A 21838-nucleotide genomic window follows, 5' to 3' on the forward strand; every position below is an offset into this window, starting at 1 on the left:
GATGCAGCTGGCGCACCCACCCCCATCACAAGGATGACAACTCCGAGGGCACCCGCATGGCCGACAAAGCGCCGATTCCAGACCATCATAGCCCTCCACCTCAGACCTTCCAGAAAGCCTCAGCAAGAATCCGAGTCAAGATTCACACGTCTTTTCAGATCCAAACGAATCAAGGGCGCACCATCGGGCGCAAATACACAATCGTGGGTGCCAGAGTCGCAAAACGACCACGAACTCAAGTCCAGTCGAGACTAAATCTCTCGATACAGCTTCAAACGCTCCCAGTACCCCTTGGCCTCCGCGTTTCTCACAGCTGCAGGATAGTTGGAGTCGAACCACAGAATGGTTGCATGAAGAAACTGCAATATCCGGTCATGCAGTTCGCCCGCCTCGGCTCGTGCGGCATTCTCAACAAACGAGCAAGTGACTTCCAAAGCCCCCCCGGTGCGGTGAAACAGGGCCCATTCGACGCCGTCGGGGTACGACATCATATCCCACTCAGAATCGGCCCTAATTCCTTGCAAAAGGCAATCGAGATTGAGGCTCCACTCGACCAGCCCGCGCCAACCCTTGCGCCACGGGGGTGTGCCGAAGTCAACTTCCCCGATTCTCAGGATGGCAGTCCCCATGAATGCGCCCTGATAGATGTCCGTGTCCCAAGCGGTCGCCAGATCGATTCGATCCTCCTTGCGATATCCAAGCTTAGGGTGCTCTTGAATATTGAATCCTACGAATACGGCGCCTACTTTATGGGCCACATGCTGCCCAGATGCCCACGAGGTGTCATCCACACCATTACCCGCCCCTCACCGTTTGCGCCTGCGCCGGCCCAGTTCAAAATGTGCTGGTGTTCTCCTCCTGCGCTTCGAATGCCCGTCATGTTTGAAGGGTGGAGCCGGTCCAGCAGGCCCGCGAACAGATCATCCGTGGTGAGATCGTCCGCAAATTTCGACCCTACCGACTCTGGATTGACGTGACCCCCTGAGACATGTGCTTCGATTCGCGTCCGAACTTGAGCAAAGTCGACGTCCTCGCCCTGGCAGTTGTGCACCAGCACCGGCGTCTCGCCGACGTAGTACGTGTGCAGGTCGGCGACCTCGAAGTTGTAGGCCGTGAGGTCGGCCGAGTACACGGACGCGGTGGCGATGGTCATCGCGACACCGGCCGCGAGGACCTTCTGGCCCGCCTTCAGGTCCACCGCGTCGACGAACGTGCGCTTGACCGCGTCCCAGATCGGGTGCTTGTCGGTCGCGTCGATCACGGTGCCGTCGGCGAGGGTGAGCTTGACCATCGTGTGGTCGCCCGAGTGCCGGATCAGGTTGACCACGGGGCGGTACCCCGTCAGGCCCGTCTTCGGGTCGGTCGCCATCACCAGGTCGCCCACCTGGACGTCCTTGATCGGTTTCTTGGCCCCGTTCGCCATCAGGACGGGCGTGGACGCGGTGAAACTGTTTCGCAGTGCGCAAGAAGTCGCGGACGAACTGGGCGAGCTCTCGGTGGCTGGCTTAGCCGAGGATGCACCCGACGGCTTTGCCGGGGCGTTCGCGGCCGGCTTCGCCGAGGGCGGCGCCGCGTTGGGCTTGGCCCCGGACGGCTTGAGGTTCGCCGCGCGGTTCGAGATCGCGCTCACGGGCCGGTTGACCGCCCCGCGGATCGCACTGCCCGCCGAGGTCACGGCGCGCTGCACCCCGGGGATCTTCATGACGACCCGGCCCGCGACGCCGCTGACCGCGGCCGTCAGGCCGCCGATCGCGGTGTCTTGCGCCAACGACCGCCACGAGAACTTCTGCGTCTTCTGGACCTTCGTCTTCCACAGGTTCGTGGAGGCGGAGCCCGCGGCACCACCCAGCGCGAGGCACGCGGCGCTGCCCGCGCCGGCGGTCACCGCGAGGCACCCCGCCGTGACGACGGTGCCGACGGCGAACCCGACGATCTCGGCCTGGTACTTCTTGACGAACCCGCCCACGGCGGACGCGCCCTTGCCGACGGCGTTCCTGACGGACTTCCAGGCGCTGCCCCACGAGAGCATGCCCGTCGGGTCCCAGAAGGTCATCGGGTTGTTGTCGGCGTACGTGTAGGCGGCCCACTGCTGGGGCTTGCCCAGGTCCATGACGGGGTCGACCGAGATGAACCGGCCGAGGGCCGCGTCGTAGTACCGCGCGCCGACCTGCGTCAGGCCGGTCGTGTCGGTCGGCTTGTTGAGGAACCCGCGGTCGCCCGGCCAGGCCGCCACGTCACCGCGCGCGTTGCCGTACGGGTCGGTGCGGCGCACCGTCACGGCGTGCGACACGTTCGCGATCGCGAGGCTCGCGGTCTGGTGCGGGTCGCTCACGAGGCTCGTGACGTCCGAGTTGCTCGGCCCGGTGCGCACCGCGACGGTGCTGCCGCCGAACTCGTAGTAGCGCACCGCCGTGACCGTGCCCGTGGACACCGTGAGGTTGAGCTCCTGACCACCCGGCAGGTAGACGGTCGTGACGCCGCCCTGGCGCCGCACCAGCCGGTCGCCCTCGGCGGTGTACACGTACGTGCCGGCCGCGGTCGAGCCGGACTCGCTGACCTGCTTGAGCCGCCCGTCGGCGTCCCACGAGAGGCTCTGCGCGGGCTTGCCCGCACGGTTGCGGGTGATGGTGTTGCCCGCCGCGTCGTAGCCGTACGTGCTGGTCGTCGTGCCGGTGGGGCCCGTCGCGGTGACCGCGGTCACCGCGTGCGGACGCGGCTGGCCCGCCGCCGGGTACGTGTACGCGTACGTCGTGGTGCCCACGGACGTGCGCTGCACCTCGCTCGTGCGGTTGCCCGCGACGTCGAACCCGTACTCGCGCCAGTACGGCGCGGGCCCCCGAGCCCCGCCACGCTCGGGGCCGCCGTGCAGCTCGCGCTGCTCGGGGTCCACGCGTGCGTGAGGCGCTGCAGCCCGTCGTACCGGTAGCACTGCGCGTCGACCGGCTTGCCGGTCGGCCGGTCCACCACCGACGTGGGGTTGCCCGCGGCGTCGTACGAGTACGTGATGTCCTGGTCGTAGCCGGACACGCCCTCGCGCTGCGTCCACGTCTTCGACAGGCGTCGCGTGCCCGTCTCGTACGTGTAGTTGACGAAGTCGACGTACGTGTTGCCCGCGGAGTACCGCAGCAGCTCGCCGTACGCGTCGTACAGCGAACCGGACACGTACGCGCCGTTGAGCCCGCTGCCGGCCATCCACTCGGGGACCGACAGCGCGTCGAAGTACGTCGTGACCTTCTCGGACTTGAGGTTGCCCGCGGCGGGCAGCGTCACCGACGAGCGCTGACCGTCGAGCGCGTACTCGTACGACGTGGTGTACGTGCCGGCGAGCTTGCCCTCGGCGGCCGGGATCGTCACCGACTGCCCGACGGGGCGGTAGGCGTCGTCGTACCCGGTGACCGCGGTCGTGTACGCGGAGCCCGACACGTGCCGGGTCGAGGACGTCAGCTGGCCCTTGGCGAGCGTGTCGTACACCCAGGAGGCCTGCAGCTCACCGGTCGCCGTGCCGAGCCGCTGCTCGAGCGGACGGCCCAGCAGGTCGCGGACCACGACGGACGTGACGCCGCGCGCGTCGGTCGTCGAGACCACCTGGTCGGCCGCGTCGTACGTCGTGCTCGACGCGCCCTTGTCGGGGTCGTTCGTGGCGACCTGCCGGCCGCGCACGTCGTAGGTGTAGGTCCAGCGGTTGCCCGCGCCGTCCGTGACGGCCGTCCGGCGGCCCGCCCGGTCGTACTCGTAGGTCGCGGTCACGTGGTCGCCGGTCGGCGCGTCGCCCGTGTACTGCCACAGCTCCACGAGCTGCCCGCGCGCGTCCGAGATCGACGTCTCCGGCATGCCGCCGGTGGGCGGGTCGACGCTCACGCGGTCGCCGCCGTACGTCGTGGTCGTGCGCCACCGCTCCTGCTCGCCGACGTCGAAGATCTCGGCCGTCGTGCGGCCCGCGCCGTCGTACAGGTACCGGGTGCGCGCCGGCACGGCCGACGTCGCGCGCACCAGCGTCGCGCTCGGTGCACCCGTCGTGAACCACTGCCCGTTCTCGTACGCCACCAGGCCTCGGCTGTCGTAGCCGGTGTCGGTGACCAGGCGCCCCGGGTTGTCGCGGGACGTCGACACCGACTGCGTCTGCCGCGGGCGCAGCATGCCGTCGTACAGCTCGACGGTCTTCTGGTAGTCGCCCTTGGCGGTGAGAGTCTGCGTCGTCACCGAGCTCGGGCCCGTCGCCGAGACGGTGTACGCGAACGTCATGTTCGCGGTCGTCGAGGCCTGCGGGCGACCGGGCAGCCACACCGCGGTGGTCCGCCCCAGCGCGTCGACGGTCGCGCTCGTGACCTTGCCGTTGGCGTCGGTCTGCCGGGTCGGCGTGCCCCACGCGGGGTGCACGACGGTCGTCGTCGTCATCGCCGTGCGCGGCCCCGAGCCGTCCGGGTCCGGCGTGGTCTGCGCGACGCCCGTCACCGGGCCGCCCGTCGCGGGCGTGTACGCGATCGTCGACCGGGCCCCCAGGGCGTCCGTCGTGCTGACGGCGCGGCCGTGCACGTCGTGCGTCGTGGTCTCGTCCGTCGTGTACGTCGGCGTGGAGCCGTTCCAGCCCGACAGGCTCTGCGACGACGTCACCAGGCCGCGGGTCGGCGCGACACCGACCGCCTGGCCGTCGTACGCGACCCGCTTGTCGCTGATGACGTCGGCCGGCCGCGCGGGCGTCGCACCGCACCCGACGCCGACGACCTCGGTGCGCGACGTGGTCGCCACGATGTGCTTCGCGGTGTTCCGCACGTACTCGATGCGGGTGCAGCGGTCGTCCCCCGGGACCGACACGTCGCCCTGGTCGTCGACCTGCGTGGCGACCCCGTACGTCGGGTCGTACGTCGTGACGACGCGCGTCGTGCGGCTGCCGCCCGGCAGCGCGGGTGCGGCCGTGCGCTCCTCGACGGTGCCGACGCCGATGTACGTCGCCCTGCTGCCGTCGGCACCCGTCGCGGTGGGGGCCGACACCCACGGCACGTTGCGCGTGCCCGACAGCTCGGCGCCGCCGGGGCCGTCGAACACGACCTCCTCGCGCACGAACCCGTTGAGCCGGTCGACGTCGGCGATCCCGTCGACGGCCACGCTGCGCGTGCCGCCGCCCGGCAGCCGGTCGCCGTCCATGCCGCGGAAGTAGCGCGTGCGGGTCATGGAGCGCTGCGCGGTGGCCGCACCGGTCGTCACGTCGACGGTCTCGTAGCCGCGGAACTCGTTCCACGTGCGCTCGGACTCGGGGACGAACGGGTTGTCGTCGAACCGCCACGCGGCGTCGCCGTGGTACGTGTACGCCGTCTGCACCGACAGGCTCGCGTCGTCGTTCGGGTTCTCGACGACCGAGCTCACGAGGTACTTGTGGAAGTACTCGACGATCGGGCCGCCCTCACCCACGGGCTGCCAGCGCACGGGGAAGCAGCGGCGGGTGTTCGACTCCGGCGACGCCGGCAGGTTCCCGACGGTGCAGTCCTGCGGCGTGTAGTTCAGCGAGACGCGGGCCCCGGTCTCGGTCTCGATCGCGTTGATGCGGAACCGGTTCATGGGCGGCCCGGCGTCGCCGAGCGTGTCGACGCGGTTCGCCATCTGCGTGCCCGCGAACTTCACGTCGGGGAGCGTGATGGCCGTGCCGACCATGCCCTTGTGCCCGATCCGGTCGAGCCACATCGCCTTGTCGGTCGAGTCGCCCGGGTCGGGGAACGTGTGCGTGAGCGTCCACGAGTCGACCGCCTGGTACGACGTCCCCGAGCGGACCTTGGTCGTGACGCCCGTCAGCCGCTTGCGCGAGAAGAACACGGGCGACGTCACGGACGGGCACGACGTGGTCGACGTGCACACGAGGTCCGCCGGCACGTCGGGCCACGCGCTGGCCTGGGCCGGCGCGATCGCGCCCGGGTCGCACGCCACGCCGGAGGTCGGCAGGCAGCGCTCGGAGACGGTGAAGTCGACGCGCATGGGCGCCGGCGTCGACGCCTCGGTGCCCGCGACCTGGCCGTACTCGATCGACACGGGGTAGCCCCCGCGGACGTACGTCGACACGGCCTCGCCGAGGTTGCGGCCGTAGCCGTTCGTCTCGGTCGCGTACGTCGTGGTCAGCGAGTTGCCGGACGTGTCGACGACGTACTCGAGGTTCCAGCGCCAGGTCTGCATGCACCACGACGCCGCGTAGGTCGGCGAGTAGCACGGGTCACCGGGGTGGTTGCCGTACACGGGCACGGACCACGCCGAGTTGGTCTTCGTGGTGTCGGTCGCCGAGCGCTGCCCGCGACCGAAGACGTACTGGGTGCCGTCGGTCGTCGTGACCTTCCAGTACTCGCCGTCGTTGTCGTCGTTGAAGCCGCCCGTGAGGCGCTCGACGCGCGTGCCGTCGTCCTCCTTGAGGCGCCACGTGCCCGTGGCGGCGTCCTTGACGAGCTCGCTCGAGTGGCCGGAGAGCGACAACGTCGCGTTGTCGCTCATCCAGCACAGGTCGCCGGTCACCCGGTCCTTGTTGTTCGCGGCGCCGCCGCGGTCCTGCGCGCAGGACTGGTAGCGCCGCTCGACGAACCCGGTCGCGAGGTCCCAGCCCTCACCGATCCAGGACGACTGGTTGTTGGTCGAGGCGACCTTGCCGTCGACCGCGCTCGACGAGTACGAGAGCGCGAGCTCGGGCTCCGGGCCGCCCAGCGCCGGCGGGACCCGCAGCGGGTACGCCCAGCTGAACGTGCCGGTCTGCCCGGACACCTGCCACGACGACGACGGCGAGAGGGACGTCGCCTGGAACGACCCGGCGCCGCCCGCGGGGGCGGCGGCGAGGGCCATGACGCGCGCGGAGGACGCGGGGACGACGGCCGTGACGGTGGACGCCGCGAGGTCGTTGCGGGACTCCAGAGGGGTCTGCTCGCGGCACTCGGCGCGGTCGGGCGTGGTGAGCGCGCAGTCGGGCAGGCTCACGACCCGCAGGCGCGACGCCCACGCGCCGCCGTAGGCGCGCGCGAACGTGCCGTAGTCGACCTCGACCTCGAGCGGCGCCTCGGCGAGCGCCGCGGCGGCCTCGGGCGTCGTGCCCGCGTCCGCCGGGGGCGCGTCGGGGGTCGGCGCGTCCGTGGGCGCCGGCGCAGCGGGCGTCGGGTCGGACGTGGGGGTCGGGGTCGTCGTCGGGGCACCCGTGGGGGTGCCGGACGTGGACGGCGCCGGGCTCGGGGTCTCCGCGTCCGGCCGGGGCGAGCTCGTGGGGGCGGCCGCGATCCGGCGGGCCGCGGGGGCGAACGACGCGTTCTCGACGCGCGCCGTGCCCGACGCGGTGCCGGCGGACGGTGCGGCGTCCTGCGACGCGGCGGGCCCGTCCGGTGCCTCGGGGTCGACGGGCGTGCCGACGCGCAGCAGCACCCCCTGGACGCCCGCCGCGGACGCGACGCGCTGGTCGAGGACGTCGACGGCGACCTCGGCCGTCGCGGCGGGGGCCTCGGCGCCCGGGGCGAGCCCCACGCGCACGACGGGCGAGCCCGCGTCGGCGCCCTCGCTGGGCGCGTCGGCCGCGCCCTCGGCGGCGACGGCCTCGGTGCCCGACCACGCGGCGGGCAGCCGCGGCGGCTCGGGGGCGGTGCTGGGCAGGGCGCGCTGCATCGCCCGCAGCGGCGCGCGCACCTCGCGCGCACCGAGCGGACGCGTGGCGTCGTCCCGGTCGGGGGCGATCTTCTCGGCGCGTGCCCGCAGGGTCGTGGCGTCGGGCCGGTCCTCGGCGCGCGCCTCGGGCGGACGGACCGCCAGCCCCAGGGTCAGCAGGAGCGCCAGGACGACGGCTCCCACCACCGAACGCCGTCCGGCCACCTGCATCGACGCGTACGAACGCAGCCCGTCACGGCCCACGTGTGCCCCCTGGTTCAACGGGCTGTGGGTGCCCGACTGCCGCACAACGTAGCGGCACTGTCATGGCCGCGAACAGGACGTGTGACCAGCAAAGATGTGCGGGGGCTGTGATTCACCTGTATGGCCGTACGCGCAGCAGGTCGCCGGTCGCGCGTCAAGGGGCCTCAGGTCCGGGTGCGGCGCCTGCGCGGGACGTGCGTGACGTCGAATCGCTTCACCCGCTGCGGTGCCGCGCCGGGCGGCGTACCAAGGCGGGTGTCCGCCGTCGAAACCGAAGGAGAGCCCGTGCGACCCTCGCGCGCCACCCTGACCGCCACCGCCCTCGCCGCGTGCCTGACGCTGCTGCCCGGTGCCGCGGCCGTCCCGGGCGCGGCACCGCCCACGCCCGCCCTCGCCGACACCGTCCGCACCGCCGGTCGCGTGCTCCCCGTCGGCGGCACGTGGCAGCACGCGTGGCCCGGCGTGTACTTCGAGGGGCGGTTCCGCGGCACGGGCGTCGGCATCGTGCTCGACGACGCGACGGGCGACTACGACGTCCAGGTCGACGGCCGCACGGTCGAGACGCTCGTGGCCCCCGGCGCGACGACGCACGTGGTCGACGGCCTGCCCGCGGGCGAGCACGACGTGCGCGTCGTCAAGCGCAGCGAGGCCCCGTGGGCGACCAGCACGTTCGGCGGGTTCGTGCCGCACGACGGCAGCGTCGTGCTGCCCGCGCCCGCACCGCGCGACCTGCAGATCGAGTACGTCGGCGACTCGTACACCGTGGGGTACGGCAACACGTCGACCAGCCGCACCTGCACGGGCGACCAGGTCACGCGCACGACCGACGCGGACCTCAGCTTCGGCGCCCTGACGGCGCGCGCTCTGGGCGCGGACTACCAGCTCAACGCCTTCTCGGGACGAGGCATGGTGCGCAACTACGCCGGCTCCGACGCGGGCACGAGCTACCGCACGTACTACGACCGCGTGCTGCCGTTCGTCCCCGGCACCGCCGGCGGGCCGGCCGCCGGGTGGGACCCCGACGCGGTCGTCATCGGCCTGGGCATCAACGACTTCTCGACCGCGCTCGGCGCGGGCGAGGCCTGGGCGACGCCCGCCGCGCTGCGCGAGGCGTGGGTCGCGGCGTACCACGGGTTCCTCGACGACCTGCGCGACCGCTACGGCGACGACACCTGGCTCGTCGTCTCCGCGACGTCCGTGCACACCGGCACCGACCTGAAGGACCTCGCGCAGCGCGTCGTCGACGAGCGGCGCGCGGCCGGCGACGACCGCGTCGCGTCCTGGTACTACGGCAGCGAGGGCCTCGACTACGGCGGCTGCGACTGGCACCCGTCGGTGCACGACCACCGGGTGATCGCGGCGCAGCTCACCGACCTGCTCGAGGGCCTGGGGCTCGGCGGCGGGCCGACGCCGTCCCCGACCCCGACGGTCTCCCCCACCCCGACGCCGTCCCCCACCCCGACGCCGACCGTGTCCCCGACGCCCACGCCGAGCCCCACGAGCACGTCCGCGGACGCGTGCCGCGCGACGCTCACGGTCGGCAGCACGTGGCCCGGCGGCTACCAGGCGACGGTCGACGTCACGGCCGGGACGTCACCGCTCACGCGCTGGACGACGACGTTCACGCTTCCGGGTGACGGCGCGATGACGCAGTCGTGGTCGGCAGCGGTCACGACGACGGGCTCGACGGTCACCGCGACGAACGCGGCCTGGAACGGCTCCCTCGCGGCGGGCGCGACGACCGCCTTCGGGTTCATCGGCTCGGGCACGCCACCGACGTCCGGCCCGGTCCCCTGCTCGACGTGACCCGGTCACGACGGGTGTGAGGGGTCGCCGCCGCGGGACGACGGCGACCCCTCACACCCCCGCGCACCCGCGGCGCGGGGGCGGCGGCACGAGGCCGGCAGGTCAGAGCCCGACCGTCACCGCCCCGGTCGACCCGTCGGCGTACGTGACGTCGAGCTCGACGCCCTGCGCGTTGGCGTCCCGCAGCTCGTCGCCCGGGAACCACAGCACGAACCGGCCGTCGCGCACGCTCGCGTCGACGTCCCCGACGCCCGCGGTCCGCAGCCGCACGCCCGTGACCTCGTCACCGACGCTCCCGGCGACGAGCGACAGGTCGCCGGCCGACGTCGAGCCCGTGCCCAGGTCGGTCACGACGACCCCGCGCGCGGACGGCGCCGGGACGGCGGCGACGCCCGCCGAGCCGAACATCGAGTCGAACAGCCCCGCGGACCCGTCGTCGACGCAGAGCCCGCCGAACCCGCCGTCACCCGCGAGCACGACCGTGGTCCAGGTGCCGCGCTGCTCCGCGACCGCGACCGACGCGCCCGCGAGCGCGTCGGCGTCGGCGGGGGCGATCGACCGGGCGAGCGCGTCACGGCACGCCTCTCCGGCGTCGGCGCGCTGCACGACGGTCGCCTCGGTGGGGGTCGCGGTCCACGTCGCGTACGCGGCGTCGCCGCCGCCCACGAGCGACGGCACCACCACGGCGCCCGCGGCGAGGGCGGCCACGGCGCCGGCGGCGAGCGCGAGCCGCCGCGCGCGGGGCCGGGCGGTGCGGACGTCGGGCCGGGCGTCCGGGTCGGTCTGCACGATGCGCTGCATCGCGGCGCGGGCGCGCGGCGAGCGGGGGTCGACGTGCGGGTCGGCGACGTCGAGCGTGCGCAGCAGGGTGTCGGTGTCGGTGCGGTTCACGGTGCGGGGGTCCTCTCGCGCGGCGTCGTCGCGGGCGACGACGCGGGCAGGTGGTCGAGGTGGGCGCGCAGCGCACGGCGCGCGCGGGACAGCCGCAGGCGGTACGCCACGGCCGAGATGCCGAGCACGCGCGCGGCCCGGGGTGCGTCGAGGCCGTCGAGGACGGTCAGCGCGAGCGTCTCCTGGTGCGTCGCGGACAGCCGCTGCCACGCACGCCCCAGGTCGACGCGGTGCGCGACCAGGTCGGCGTCCTCGTCGGTGACGAGCGGCGGCCCGACCTGCGCGACGCGCACGGCGAGCGCGATGCGTCGCTCGTCGCCGCGGCGGTGGTTGAGCATGACGTGGCGGGCGATGCCGAACAGCCACGCGCGGGCGTCATCGGGGTCGGCGGGCAGCTCGTCGAGGCGCCGCCACGCGACGAGGAACGCGTCGGCCGCGACGTCCTCGGCGTGCGTGCCGGCACGGCGCTGCGCGAACCGGACGACGTCGCCGTAGGCGCGTGCGTAGAGGTCGACGAACACGGGGGCTCGGGGGTGGCTCATGCTGCGTTCCTGTCCGGCAGGGGCGCGGGTGTGTCGCCGTGGTTCCAGCATGCCCGGCGCACCGTCACCCACCCGGCTTCACGGCCCCCGCGCGCGGGACCCGCGGTCGGCGCCTAGCGTGACGGGGACCCGTCCTCCCGGCCCCGGAGCGTGCCCCATGAGCCCAGCCCGACGGCACGACGTCGTGGTGGTCGGCGGCGGCAACGCCGGCATCTCGCTGGCCGCGAAGCTGCTGCGCGACGGGTGCCGTGACGTGGCCGTCGTCGAGCCGAAGGCCGTGCACCACTACCGGCCGCTGCTGTCGTACGTCGCGGGCGGCGCCGCGACGCTCGACGACCTCACCCGGCCGCAGGAGCGGGCGATGCCGCGCGGAGTCCACCGCTACGCGGACCGCGCCACGGCCGTCGACGTCGACGCCGCCGAGGTCGTGCTGGCGGGCGGCACGCGGCTCGCGTACCGCGACGTCGCCGTGTGCCCCGGGTCCGAGGTGGACCACGACGCGATGCCCGGGCTGCGGGAGGCGTTCGCGACGCCGCACGCCGCGACGAGCTACCTGGTCGACCATGCGCCGCGCACGTGGCGCATGCTGTCCGGCCTGACCTCGGGGCGGGCCGTGTTCGTCGTGTCCGACCGGCACGTGCCGTGCGCGCCCGTGGGCCTCAAGCCGCTGTTCCTCGCGGCGGACCACTGGCGCCGCACGGGCGTGCTCGACGACGTCGAGATCGACCTGCTGCTCGAGGGCCCGCGGCTCGCGGGCCTCGCGCGAGCCGACCACGAGCTGCGCGCGGCGGCCCGGCGCTACGGCGTACGGGTGCGCACCGGCACCACCGTGACGCGCGTCGACGGCCAGGGGCGCACGCTCGAGGTCGCGTCGCCCGACGGCCCGCGCACGCTCGGCTACGACGCCCTGTACGTCGCGCCGCCGCACCGCGCACCGGCGTGGGTGGCCGCGAGCGGGCTGGCCGGCGCGGGGTCCGACGGGTTCGTCGACGTCGACCCCGAGACGCTGCGGCACCGCGTGCACCCCCGCGTGTGGGCGTTGGGCGACGTCGCGACCGTCGGCACGTCGCCGTCCGGCGGGGCGCTGCGCAAGCAGGTGCCGGTGGTCTCGCACAACATCGCGGCGCAGCGCGCGGGAGCACCGGTCCGCCGGTACGACGGGTACACGGTCGCACCCGTGACGACGTCGCGCACGCGGCTGCTGCTCGCGGAGCACGACCGCGACGGCCGCGCCGAGCCGACCGTGCCGTTCCCCGACCTCACGCGCCCGCGCCGGGCCCTGTACCTGTTCGACCGGCACGTCGAGCCGCTCGTCTACTGGCACCGCCTGCTGCGGGGCAAGGTCTCCTGACGCGCACGTCCCGCACGGGCCCGGACGGCGTGAGGGGGCGTCGCCGACGCGCGGCGACGCCCCCTCACGGACGTGGTGGTGGTGCGGGTCAGGCGAACGCCTCGGGCAGCGCGGCGCGCACCTTGGCCGGCGTGTCCTCCCAGCCCTCGACGGCCACGCACGGGACGCCGGTCGAGATCACGGGGTAGTCGTTGCCACCCTCGTCGAGCCGGTCGCCGAAGAACACGGCCTGCGCCGGCTCGAGACCCAGGCGCGCGAGCAGCCGGTTGACGCCGTACGCCTTGTCGATGCCCTTGCGGGTGATGTCGACGGACGTCGAGCCGCCCGAGCGGACCTCGAGGTCGGGGAGCTGCTCGGCGACGGCCGCCCGCAGCTTCTCCTTCTTGGCGCCGTCGGGGTCCCACGCGGCCTTGGCGTCGACGGGGGCCTCCTGGCCGAGCGCCGAGAACGTCACCTGGCTGCCGCGCAGCTCGATGCGGTCGCCCCAGGTGTGCTCCTCCCACAGGCCGAGCTCGCGCGCGGACTCCTCGACGGCGCGCGCGGCGCGCTGCGACTCGTCGTCGGTCAGCGGCTCGCTGTAGACCTCGGACCACTCGCCGCCGTCGTGCACGAGGTAGCGCGTGCCGCACGTCGGCAGCACGTGCAGCCGCGCGAGGGCCGCGGTGTCGTCGATCGACGACAGCAGCTGGGAGTCGAACTGCTCGAAGCGGCCGCCCGAGATGATGCCGACCTGCGCGACGCGCGTGAGCGCGACGATCATGTCGACGATCTCGGGGTGCACCTTGCTCTTCGACGGCGCGAGGGTGTCGTCGAGGTCGAACAGCGCGAGCTCGTAGGTCATGGCTCCTCCGTGGGGCGGGCGGTGGCACACGCCCCCGGGCCGCGGCGCGGCCGCCCGGGACGGCGCACGGCGCACGCGGTGGACGTGAGGCCGGCGCCGGCCTCGCGACCGCCTACGGTACCCGCTGGCCCTCGACGGCGAGGGCCGCTCGCGGACCGGGAGCGTCAGACCTCGCCCGCCGCCAGCGGCCGGTCCATGCCGACGACGCCCAGCTCGACGCGCGCGATCCCGTCGAGCGGCAGCGCCGACGACGCACCCAGGCCCGACGCCTCGCGCTCACCCGTGCTGGTCCAGGTGGCGACGACGGTCCGCTCGCCGTCGTCGCCGACGAGCACCATCTCGTAGACGCCGACGGGCAGCTCGGCGGCCTCGTACGCGCACGACCAGTCGAGGCGCGTGCCCCAGCCCGCGGGGACGAGCGTGAGGTCGGCCGTGACGCCCGAGCCGGCGACGGGCGTGAGCGCGACCGTGCGCGCGTCGGCGGCGACGGCCGCGGGTCGGGGGGCGGTCGCCGACGTCACGGCCGACCCCGCGACCCCACCCAGCACGACCAGCGCCGCTGCCGCACCCACGAGCGCGAGCCGACGGCGGGCCCGGCGGTGCCGGGCCACGGCCGCGAGGCGCGCGAGCGGCACGACCCGCGCACCGGTGCCGTCGTCGTCCACGGCCGGCGACCCGTCGTCGTCCGTGGCGGACGACGCCTCGGCCCCGGGGACGGCGGGCGCCCCGGCCGGCTCGCCGGGCAGCGCGAGCGCGACGTCCGGCGGCACCATCGCGAGCAGCCCGGGCACGCCGGCGAGCTCGCCGACGGCCGCGCGGCACTGCGCGCACCCGGCGAGGTGCGCCTCGAAGTCGCGCCGCTCCGCGGGCGCGAGGGCGCCCAGCACGTACGCGGCGTCCCACTCCCGGTACGGGTCGGCGGTCATGACGTCACTCCCCTCTCCTGCAGCGCCAGCCGCAGCGCGCGCAGCCCGTAGTGCAGCCGCGACTTCACGGTGCCGGGCGGCACGCCGTGCTCGGCGGCGAGCTCGGCGACCGACCGGCCGCCGTAGTACGCGCCGACGACGACCGCGCGGTGGTCGTCGGACAGCGCACCGAGCGCGTCGGCGACGAGCCACCGGTCGAGCGCCTCCTGCGTGCCGTCGGCCGTCGGGGCGTCCGGCACGGCGTCGGTGGGCAGCTCGCGCCGCCGGGCGGCCGACCGCGCGTCGTCGACCACGAGGTTGCGGGCGACCGTGAACAGCCAGGCCCGCACCGACGGCTCGGGCCGGGTCAGCACGTCGGGGTGCCGCCACGCGCGCAGGAGCGTCTCCTGCACGACGTCCTGCGCGCGCGCGGCGTCGGTGAGGCGCGCGACGTACCGGTGCAGCGCGTCGGCGTGCGCGTCGTGCACGGCGCGCAGCAGCTCGTCGGCGTCCGGCGTCACGTCACCCCTCCCCTCGTCGGTCGTGCCCGCTGACGGGTGGGCCGTCAGGACTGCGCGAGGCGCAGGTCGAACTCCACGGCGCCGGTCTTCTCGACCGTCACGAAGCCCAGGTCGGGCGCCTCGACGCCGAAGTCCGCGAACGTGATCGGCACCGAGCCGACCACCTGCACGGTGTCACCGCTGGCCGCGACCTGCGCGTCGACGGTCACCTGCTTCTTCTCGCCGCGGATCGTGAGGTCGCCCGTGAGCGTCGCGGACGTGACGCCGTCGCCCAGCGCGACCGGCTCGGTGAGCGTGAACGTCGCGGTCGGGAAGGTCCCGGTCTGCAGCGCGGTGTCGCGGAAGTAGGAGTCGCGCGGCGGCTCGTCGGTCGCGATGCTCGCCATGTCGACGTCGACCTCCGCGGCCGTGAGGCTGCCGTCGGCGACCGTGACGGTGCCGGTGACCTTCTCGGTGCGGCCCGTGACGGTGACGTCCTTGCCCTGCAGCACCTCGTCGACCCGGTAGCCCGCGAACGAGCCCGCGCCGACGGTCCACGTGCCGTCCGTCGGGGTCACGGGGTCGGCGGCCGCGCTCGCGGCGATCGTCGGCGCCGCGTCGGCGTTGCCGTTGACCCAGTCCGCGTACAGCGTGGGCCCGACCGCGAGCGCGACGCCCCCGAGCACCACGACCCCGACGCCCACGCCGGCCAGCACCTTCGTCCGCTTCTGCATGTCCCTCGCCTCTCTCGCCCCCGCGGCCCGTCCGGCCCCTCCACCCCTACGACGAGACGGCGGGCCGGTCGGTTCAACGGGTGCGCGAACTCGTCCCGGCGCGAGGCGGTGACGCGGTCAGCCGGCCGACGGCACCGGCCGCTGCATCAGCACGACCGCGAACCCGGGCCGGTCCGTCTCGGCGACGGCCTCGAAGCCCCACGACCGGTAGACGTCGTCGAGGTGCGGGTTGGACGCGCGGTGGTCGAGCCGCAGCCAGGGCACGCCCGCGTCACGCGCTCGGCCGTGCGCCCACTCGACGAGCGCACGCCCCAGCCCGGTGCCGCTCGCGCGCCGCGCGACCATCAGCCCGTGCAGGTACAGCGCGGGCGTGTCGTCCTCACCCCAGAAGTCGGGGTCGGTGTCGAGCACGCGCAGCGTGCCGCGCACGCCGTCGGCGTCGCGCACGACCCACCACTCGCCGCGCGCCACCTGGGCGGCGACGCGGTCGGCGGGCAGCGAGCCGACGGGCCACTGGTCGATGGCGCGGTCCGCCATCCAGTCCTCGAGGGTCCGGCGCAGCGCGTGGATCGCGGGTGCGTCGGCGGGGGCGGCGGGCTCGGGTCGCAGGTCCACGACCTCCGACCCTAAGCCCGTTGCCGCCCGCGCGGCGGTGCGCTCAGCCGCAGGTGTCGCAGACGCCCGTGGCGGGCAGGGTCATGAAGCACGAGGGGCACACGGGGGCGGGCTTCTCCTCCGGCGCGGTCGCGCGGCGGGTCGTCGTCGCGGCGGCGGCGCGCGGTGCGCGGGGAGCCCGCGGGGCCTTGGGGGCGGCGGCCCGGGTCGAGGTGCGCGCCGCGGGGGCGCCGCCCGGCTGGGTCACCTCGAACCCGCGCTTGCGCAGGATCCCCGCCGCGATCGCGAGCGCGCCGGCGATGTCGTCGGCCGTCGCGATGCGCCCGGTCGCGAACCGGTGCGCGACGCCGACGACCGCGGGCAGGTCGTACGAGCGACCCTCGTGCTGGATGCTCCACGCACCCTGCGGGGCGAAGCCGTAGACGGCGAGGAAGGAGTCCTCACCGCGCTGGTCGTACTCCTCGATCGCCTGGAGGACGTGCTGACGGGACAGGGAGGAGAGGGTCGCCACGAGGTCCAAGGGTACGTCGGGCGCCGCACGCCACCCCCGCCCGGGGGCCCGGTGTGACGACCGTCGCGCCCGCGGGCGGCGGGGCTACCACCGTCCGCGGGCGCGGGGACGTCAGATGGTCCGGGGTGCCCGGGCGAGGTTGGCGACGAGCTCGTCGCGGTCCTGCCGCACGACGTACGCGGGCCGGTCGCGCTCGACGCGCCACGACTCGCTCAGCGGCGACACGTCGACCGCGTCGAAGCCGAGCGCGTCGTACAGCGCGACGACGTGCTCGACGGCCTCGGGGTGGTCGCTCGACGTCGCGAGCGCGCGCCGCTGCGGCGACCCGGCGGGGAAGCCGTCGGTCGTGATGTCGGCGGCCATGATGTGGTTGAACGCCTTGACGACCTTCGACGTCGGCAGGTGCTCCTGGAGCATGCCGGACACCGTGGTCTCGCCGCGGTCGAGGGCCTCGATGCGGCCGTCGCGCTCCCAGTAGTAGTTGTTGGTGTCGAGCACGATCTTGCCGGCGAGCGGCTCGACGGGGATCGTCGGGATCGCCTGCAGCGGCACGGTGACGACCGCGACCTCGGCGGCCTCGGCGGCCTCCTGCGCGGTGCCGGCGCGGGCGCGCGGCCCGAGCTCGGCGACGAGCTCCGTGAGGGTCTGCGGCCCCCGGGAGTTCGCGATGACGACGTCGTGACCCTGGCCGATGACGGCGCGGGCGACCTGGCTGCCGATGTGTCCGGCCCCGATGATTCCGTAGGTGGTCATTGACGCCACAACCGACCGGGCGGCGGACGTGTTCCTCCGACCGGATCTACAACGTTGCAGAAGACACCTGACGACGGCTACGGTCGCTGCAGACCTACAACGTTGGAGAAGCCGTGACGCACATCCCGAACCCGATCGTCCTGCAGCGCGCCGACCCGTGCGTCCTGCGCCACGACGGGCAGTACTACTTCACCGGCTCCCACCCCGCCTACGACCGCGTGGTGCTGCGACGCGCCGAGCGGCTGGCGGACCTGCAGGCCGCCGACGAGGTGACGATCTGGGAGCGTCACGCCGACGGGCCGCAGTCGCACCTGATCTGGGCGCCCGAGCTCCACCGCGTCGGCGACGCCTGGTACGTCTACTACGCCGCCGCGCCCGACGCGGGCGTCCGCGCCGACGCCCCCGGCGCCGCCGAGACGTTCAACCACCGCGTCTACGTGCTCGAGAACCGCAGCGCCGACCCGTTCGCGCCCACGTGGGTCGAGCGCGGGCAGGTCGACACCGGCTGGGAGTCGTTCGCGCTCGACGCGACGTCGTTCGTGCTCGACGGCACGCAGTACCTGGTCTGGGCGCAGCAGGACGTCACGATCCGCGGCAACTCCAACCTCTACATCGCCCCCATGGCGAACCCCTGGACGCTCGCCGGCCCGGCCGTGCTGCTCACGCGCCCCGAGCACGACTGGGAGACCGCCGGGTTCTGGGTCAACGAAGGTCCGTCGGTCCTGGTCCGCGAGGGCCGCGTGCTGCTCACGTACTCGGGCGCCGCGACCGGCCCCGAGTACGCGATGGGTCTGCTCACCGCCTCGACCGACGCCGACCTGCTCGACCCCGCGTCGTGGACCAAGAGCCCCGACCCCGTGTTCGTCAGCCACCCCGACCACGGCCAGTACGGCCCCGGCCACAACTCGTTCACGACGACCCCCGACGGCGACGTCGTGCTCGTCTACCACGCCCGCACGTACACCCGGATCGAGGGCGACCCGCTGTGGGACCCCAACCGTCACGCGCGCGCCCAGGTCCTGCCGTTCGACGCCGACGGCACCCCCGTGTGGGGCGTGCCCGTCCCCGACGACCGCCCCGTGCCCACGACGACCGACGTGCTCCCGCCCTCCGGGCTGCCGACGGCCGGCGACGACGCGTCCCCCGCCTCCTCGGTCGACGCGCTCGCGGACGCGAGCGCCTAGGAGCGCGCGGGTCAGGTTCGGGCCACGCGCGTGCTCACGAACACCGTCGTCGTCATGCGTCGAGGGTGGCACGCGGCGTCGCCGGTCGCGCCCCGACCCCACGGACGCACGGACCTGTGAGAGGGTCCCCCTGTGAGCTCCGGGGTGCCCGACGCGCTGCGCGCCTTCCTGTCGCTCTCGTGGCGCTGGCCGCTGCGCACGTGGCTGACGTACGTCGCCCTCACGATCGTCCCCGCGCTGACCCCGTGGCAGTCGACGCCGTCCAGCCCGGGCGTTGCCGACCAGGGATACCTCCTCATGACGCTGGCCGCCTGGCTGGTCGTCATGGTCCCCGCGTTCGTCGTGATCGGACTCGCCTGGGCGGCGGCGGTCTGCCTCGCGCTCCGCGTCTCCCGCGGCGGCAGGCGCGCGAGCGCCGTCACCTCGGGGGTCGTCTGCGTCGCGGTCGTCGTGGTCGGGTCTCTCGTCCTGTCCGACCCGCGGCCCGTGGACCTGGCGGCGTACGCGGCCGCGGGCGTCGTGCTCGGTGCCGCCGCTGCGTGGCTCACGTGGCGCGACACCGCGCGGATCGGACCGGTCGGCGACTGGGTCGACCGGCTGACCGCCGCACGGTCGCGGCGAGAGCCGGCGCCGGACGCGCGGGGCTGAACCCGGTGCACGACGCACGACGACGGCGGGCGCCCTCCCCCGGTCGCCCGCCGTCGTCCGTCGCGCCCCCCGGACGCCCGCCGTCAGGCCGGCGTCACCGACGCGACCGCCCACGCAGGCAGCTCGAGGTCGATGTCGAGCACGCCGTCGGCGTCGACGACCAGCTCGGTGCGCCACAGGTCGTCGGCCACCGCGCGCAGCCGCGCCGTCTGCTCGCGCGTGAGGTTGAGCGGCTCGCCCATCGCGTGCCACGCCTCGGCGACGTTGCCGTGCTCCCAGTCGACGCGCTCGACCGCGTACCGCGCGCCGGGCACCAGGCCGTCGACGGTGTGCCGCACGCGCCGCGCGGGGCCGACCTCGGCGAGCGCACGCGTCTCGGCGTACGAGTCGGCCGAGCCGACGGGACGGCGGCCCATGTCGGCCGGGTAGTTGAACAGCACGGCCGCGACGTCACCGGTCGTCGAGTCCCGCGTGACCACGCCGTGGTCGGTGTCGAGCAGCAGCGTGTCCCCCAGGCGCGCGAGCATCGCGAACGCGTGGAACGTCGGCTTGTGCAGACCCTGCTCGTTGACCAGGCCGAACCCGCCGTGGAACGGCCCGAGGCCCGCGCCGCCCTCCTCGAAGACGTCCGTGAACGTCCAGTACGCGAGCGAGTCCGTGAGGTCCGCGCTGCGCAGGAACGCACGCGTCACGTACGTCGCGGCGAACAGCGTGTCGTGCATGCGGTCCCGGCTCGACGGCGACGTCGACCACTCGGTGATGTGCAGCTCGGCGTCCGGGTACGGGCTCGCGGCGATGATCTTCTGCATCGTCGTGAGGTCGTCGGGCGTCGCGTCGACGTGCCGGCGGATGTGCCGCACCTCGCCGTTCGCGCCGAACGCGAAGTCCGTCGGGTACAGGTGCGTCGTGAGGAAGTCGACCGGCAGGTCGCGCTCGGCGCACCACGCGATGAACTCCTCGATCCACACGGGCTGCCAGTCGAGCGCGTCGACGTCGGCGGCCGCGGCGGTGCCGTGCGTGCGCGTCGGGTCCTCGACCTCGCCCCTGTAGCGGTCGTCGGGGACGAACACGCTGGTCGACGGCCCGCCGACCAGCAGCCGGTCGTCGACCGAGCGCACCGCGCGCACGGTCGCCTCGTACAGCTCGAAGTACTGCGTGCGCGTGCCGGTCCAGAAGTGCGGCACGAGGTTCGGCTCGTTCCACACCTCGAAGCGCCACTGCCGCACCTCGTCGACGCCGTAGCGGTCGACCCAGTGCTGCACGGTCGCGCGCACGAGCTCGGCCCACGCGCCCATGTCGTTGGGCGGGCTGCAGTGCGCCTTCCACCAGAACAGCGTCTCGGTCTGCGTCGCGAGCGCGCGCGGCATGAACCCCAGCTCGACGAACGGCCGCGCGCCGACGTCGAGGATGAAGTCGACGACCTTGTCGACGTAGCTGAACGTGATCACCGGCTCGGGCAGCACGTTGTCGGGGCCGAAGCCGCCGCCGTACGTCGCGCGGTACACGAACATGTCGTCGTGGAAGATGCCGTGGAACCGCACGGTGCGGGCCCCGAGCACCTCGACGGCCTCGCGGAAGTGCGCCTGCCAGTCGGCGCGCAGCGCCTCGTTGGCGCGGCCCGCGCCGAGGCACGCGTTCCACACGTGGCGCAGCGGGCGCTCCTGCGGGGTCGCGCCGTCGACGCGGTGGCGGGCGGGGGTCGGCGTGAGGTCGGTCATGCGGGGATCTCTCCTCGGGCGGGTGGTCCGGCGGGCGGTGCGGGTGGCGCGGGCGCGTCGGCGCCCCGGCGCCGGGCCGTCATCCCTTGACGGCGCCGAGCGCGAGGCCCGACTGCCAGTACCGCTGCAGCGACACGAAGGCGAGGATGAGCGGCACGATCGTCAGCAGCGACGACGTGATGACGAGATTCTGCAGCAGCTCGCCGTTGCCCGCGGTCGACGCGAGCTTGTTCCACTGGTTGATGCCGATGGTCAGCGGGTACCACGCGGGGTCCTTGAGCATGATCAAGGGCAGGAAGTAGTTGTTCCAGATCGACACGACCGAGAACAGCAGCACCGTGACGGTCGCGGGCCCGAGCAGGGGCACGCCGATCCGCCAGAACGTCCGGAACGGCCCGGCGCCGTCGATCTCGGCGGCCTCGAGCAGCCCGCCCGGCACGGCCTCGGCCGCGAACACCCACATGAGGTACAGCCCGAACGGGTTGAGGAACGACGGCAGCAGCACGGCCCACGGCGTGTTGGTCAGCCCGAGCTGCGCGAACAGCAGGAACTGCGGGATCGCGAGCGCGATGCCCGGCACCGAGATCGACCCGAGCACGACGAACAGGAACGCGCGCTTGCCCGTGAACCGCAGCTTGGCCAGCGAGTACCCGCCGAGCGCGGCGAGCGCGGTCGACACCGACGCCCCGACCACCACGTAGAGCAGGGTGTTGAGCAGCCAGCGGACGAAGATCCCGCCGTTGTACGTGAACACCTGCCCGATGTTGTCGAGCAGCGCGAACGAGTGCCCCGGCGCCAGGCCCGGGGTCGTGACGAAGTCCGGCTGGGTCTTGGTCGCGTTGACGACGAGCCAGACGAGCGGGAGCAGGCAGTAGAGCGCGAACAGCGCGGTGACGAGCGTGAGCGTGAGGCTCTTGCGCGGGTTCGCGATGGTGTGCAGCGGCCGGTTGCGGGGCCGCGGCGGTGCGGTCGTGGTCATGGT

At 73.8% G+C, this 21838-nt stretch carries 18 protein-coding genes; 4 read left to right on the forward strand and 14 right to left on the reverse strand.

From position 1 onward, the window contains the following. Positions 1-251: 251 nt before the first annotated feature. From GY42_RS19140 to GY42_RS12725, 3 genes are read right to left on the reverse strand one after another with little or no spacing between them, the layout of a single operon-like run. A complete protein-coding gene (locus tag GY42_RS19140; RefSeq protein ID WP_152667313.1) occupies positions 252-791 on the reverse strand; it encodes a hypothetical protein in 540 nt (179 codons plus the stop codon). Then, the gene (locus GY42_RS19615) at positions 743-2776 is read right to left on the reverse strand and encodes a polymorphic toxin-type HINT domain-containing protein (RefSeq protein WP_330217863.1); all 2034 of its coding nucleotides are present in this window, start codon (positions 2774-2776) and stop codon (positions 743-745) included. Before GY42_RS19615 ends, GY42_RS19140 begins: the two co-directional genes overlap by 49 nt. Beyond that, a complete protein-coding gene (locus GY42_RS12725; RefSeq protein WP_152667314.1) occupies positions 2698-7797 on the reverse strand; it encodes a SpvB/TcaC N-terminal domain-containing protein in 5100 nt (1699 codons plus the stop codon). The genes GY42_RS19615 and GY42_RS12725 overlap by 79 nt, the downstream gene beginning before the upstream one ends. Before the next feature lie 345 nt (positions 7798-8142). On the opposite strand from GY42_RS12725, the gene GY42_RS12730 reads away from it, so the two are divergent. Then, the gene (locus GY42_RS12730; protein ID WP_046529613.1) at positions 8143-9663 is read left to right on the forward strand and encodes a cellulose binding domain-containing protein; all 1521 of its coding nucleotides are present in this window, start codon (positions 8143-8145) and stop codon (positions 9661-9663) included. A gap of 102 nt (positions 9664-9765) precedes the next feature. Here GY42_RS12730 and GY42_RS12735 read toward each other — a convergent pair whose 3' ends face one another. Together GY42_RS12735 and GY42_RS12740 are read right to left on the reverse strand one after the other, a co-directional pair. Then, a complete protein-coding gene (locus tag GY42_RS12735; RefSeq protein WP_046529614.1) occupies positions 9766-10554 on the reverse strand; it encodes a hypothetical protein in 789 nt (262 codons plus the stop codon). Then, positions 10551-11096: an RNA polymerase sigma factor gene (locus GY42_RS12740; protein WP_046529615.1), complete on the reverse strand. Its 546-nt coding sequence runs from the start codon at positions 11094-11096 to the stop codon at positions 10551-10553. Before GY42_RS12740 ends, GY42_RS12735 begins: the two co-directional genes overlap by 4 nt. A 157-nt stretch (positions 11097-11253) precedes the next feature. Here GY42_RS12740 and GY42_RS12745 point away from each other — a divergent pair, with 157 nt between their 5' ends. After that, positions 11254-12447: an NAD(P)/FAD-dependent oxidoreductase gene (locus GY42_RS12745; protein WP_046529616.1), complete on the forward strand. Its 1194-nt coding sequence runs from the start codon at positions 11254-11256 to the stop codon at positions 12445-12447. An 88-nt stretch (positions 12448-12535) separates the two neighbouring features. On the opposite strand, the gene GY42_RS12750 is transcribed toward GY42_RS12745, so the two are convergent. The 7 genes from GY42_RS12750 to GY42_RS12780 all read right to left on the reverse strand — a co-directional run bounded on the left by GY42_RS12750 (position 12536) and on the right by GY42_RS12780 (position 17366). After that, on the reverse strand, positions 12536-13288 hold the full coding sequence (locus GY42_RS12750; RefSeq protein ID WP_046529617.1) for an HAD-IIB family hydrolase: 753 nt from the start codon (positions 13286-13288) through the stop codon (positions 12536-12538). Between the two features lie 164 nt (positions 13289-13452). Continuing rightward, entirely contained in the window at positions 13453-14214 is a 762-nt protein-coding gene (locus GY42_RS19695; protein WP_052748379.1) for an anti-sigma factor family protein, read from the reverse strand. Beyond that, positions 14211-14714: a sigma-70 family RNA polymerase sigma factor gene (locus GY42_RS12760; protein WP_046529618.1), complete on the reverse strand. Its 504-nt coding sequence runs from the start codon at positions 14712-14714 to the stop codon at positions 14211-14213. The genes GY42_RS19695 and GY42_RS12760 overlap by 4 nt, the downstream gene beginning before the upstream one ends. Before the next feature lie 44 nt (positions 14715-14758). Beyond that, the gene (locus GY42_RS12765) at positions 14759-15427 is read right to left on the reverse strand and encodes a YceI family protein (protein ID WP_046529619.1); all 669 of its coding nucleotides are present in this window, start codon (positions 15425-15427) and stop codon (positions 14759-14761) included. A 117-nt stretch (positions 15428-15544) separates the two neighbouring features. Then, complete coding sequence (locus GY42_RS12770; protein ID WP_046529620.1) at positions 15545-16042, reverse strand: GNAT family N-acetyltransferase; 498 nt, start codon at positions 16040-16042, stop codon at positions 15545-15547. Between the two features lie 43 nt (positions 16043-16085). Next, the gene (locus GY42_RS12775) at positions 16086-16553 is read right to left on the reverse strand and encodes a hypothetical protein (protein WP_046530949.1); all 468 of its coding nucleotides are present in this window, start codon (positions 16551-16553) and stop codon (positions 16086-16088) included. 111 nt (positions 16554-16664) lie between these two features. Continuing rightward, positions 16665-17366 carry an NADPH-dependent F420 reductase gene (locus tag GY42_RS12780; RefSeq protein ID WP_152667315.1) on the reverse strand — a complete coding sequence of 234 codons (702 nt, stop codon included), beginning with the start codon at positions 17364-17366 and terminating at the stop codon, positions 16665-16667. 53 nt (positions 17367-17419) lie between these two features. Here GY42_RS12780 and GY42_RS12785 point away from each other — a divergent pair, with 53 nt between their 5' ends. Both GY42_RS12785 and GY42_RS12790 read left to right on the forward strand, forming a co-directional pair. Continuing rightward, entirely contained in the window at positions 17420-18490 is a 1071-nt protein-coding gene (locus GY42_RS12785) for a glycoside hydrolase family 43 protein (RefSeq protein WP_046529622.1), read from the forward strand. Positions 18491-18622: 132 nt separating this feature from the next. Further along, positions 18623-19138 carry a hypothetical protein gene (locus GY42_RS12790; RefSeq protein WP_152667316.1) on the forward strand — a complete coding sequence of 172 codons (516 nt, stop codon included), beginning with the start codon at positions 18623-18625 and terminating at the stop codon, positions 19136-19138. Between the two features lie 83 nt (positions 19139-19221). Here GY42_RS12790 and GY42_RS12795 read toward each other — a convergent pair whose 3' ends face one another. Next, the gene (locus tag GY42_RS12795; protein WP_046529624.1) at positions 19222-20856 is read right to left on the reverse strand and encodes a GH39 family glycosyl hydrolase; all 1635 of its coding nucleotides are present in this window, start codon (positions 20854-20856) and stop codon (positions 19222-19224) included. 79 nt (positions 20857-20935) lie between these two features. Further along, entirely contained in the window at positions 20936-21835 is a 900-nt protein-coding gene (locus tag GY42_RS12800; RefSeq protein WP_046530950.1) for a carbohydrate ABC transporter permease, read from the reverse strand. Positions 21836-21838 lie beyond the last annotated feature (3 nt).

Origin of the sequence: Cellulomonas sp. FA1, assembly GCF_000986825.1 — a bacterium.
Taxonomy (GTDB): Bacteria; Actinomycetota; Actinomycetes; order Actinomycetales; family Cellulomonadaceae; genus Cellulomonas; species Cellulomonas iranensis.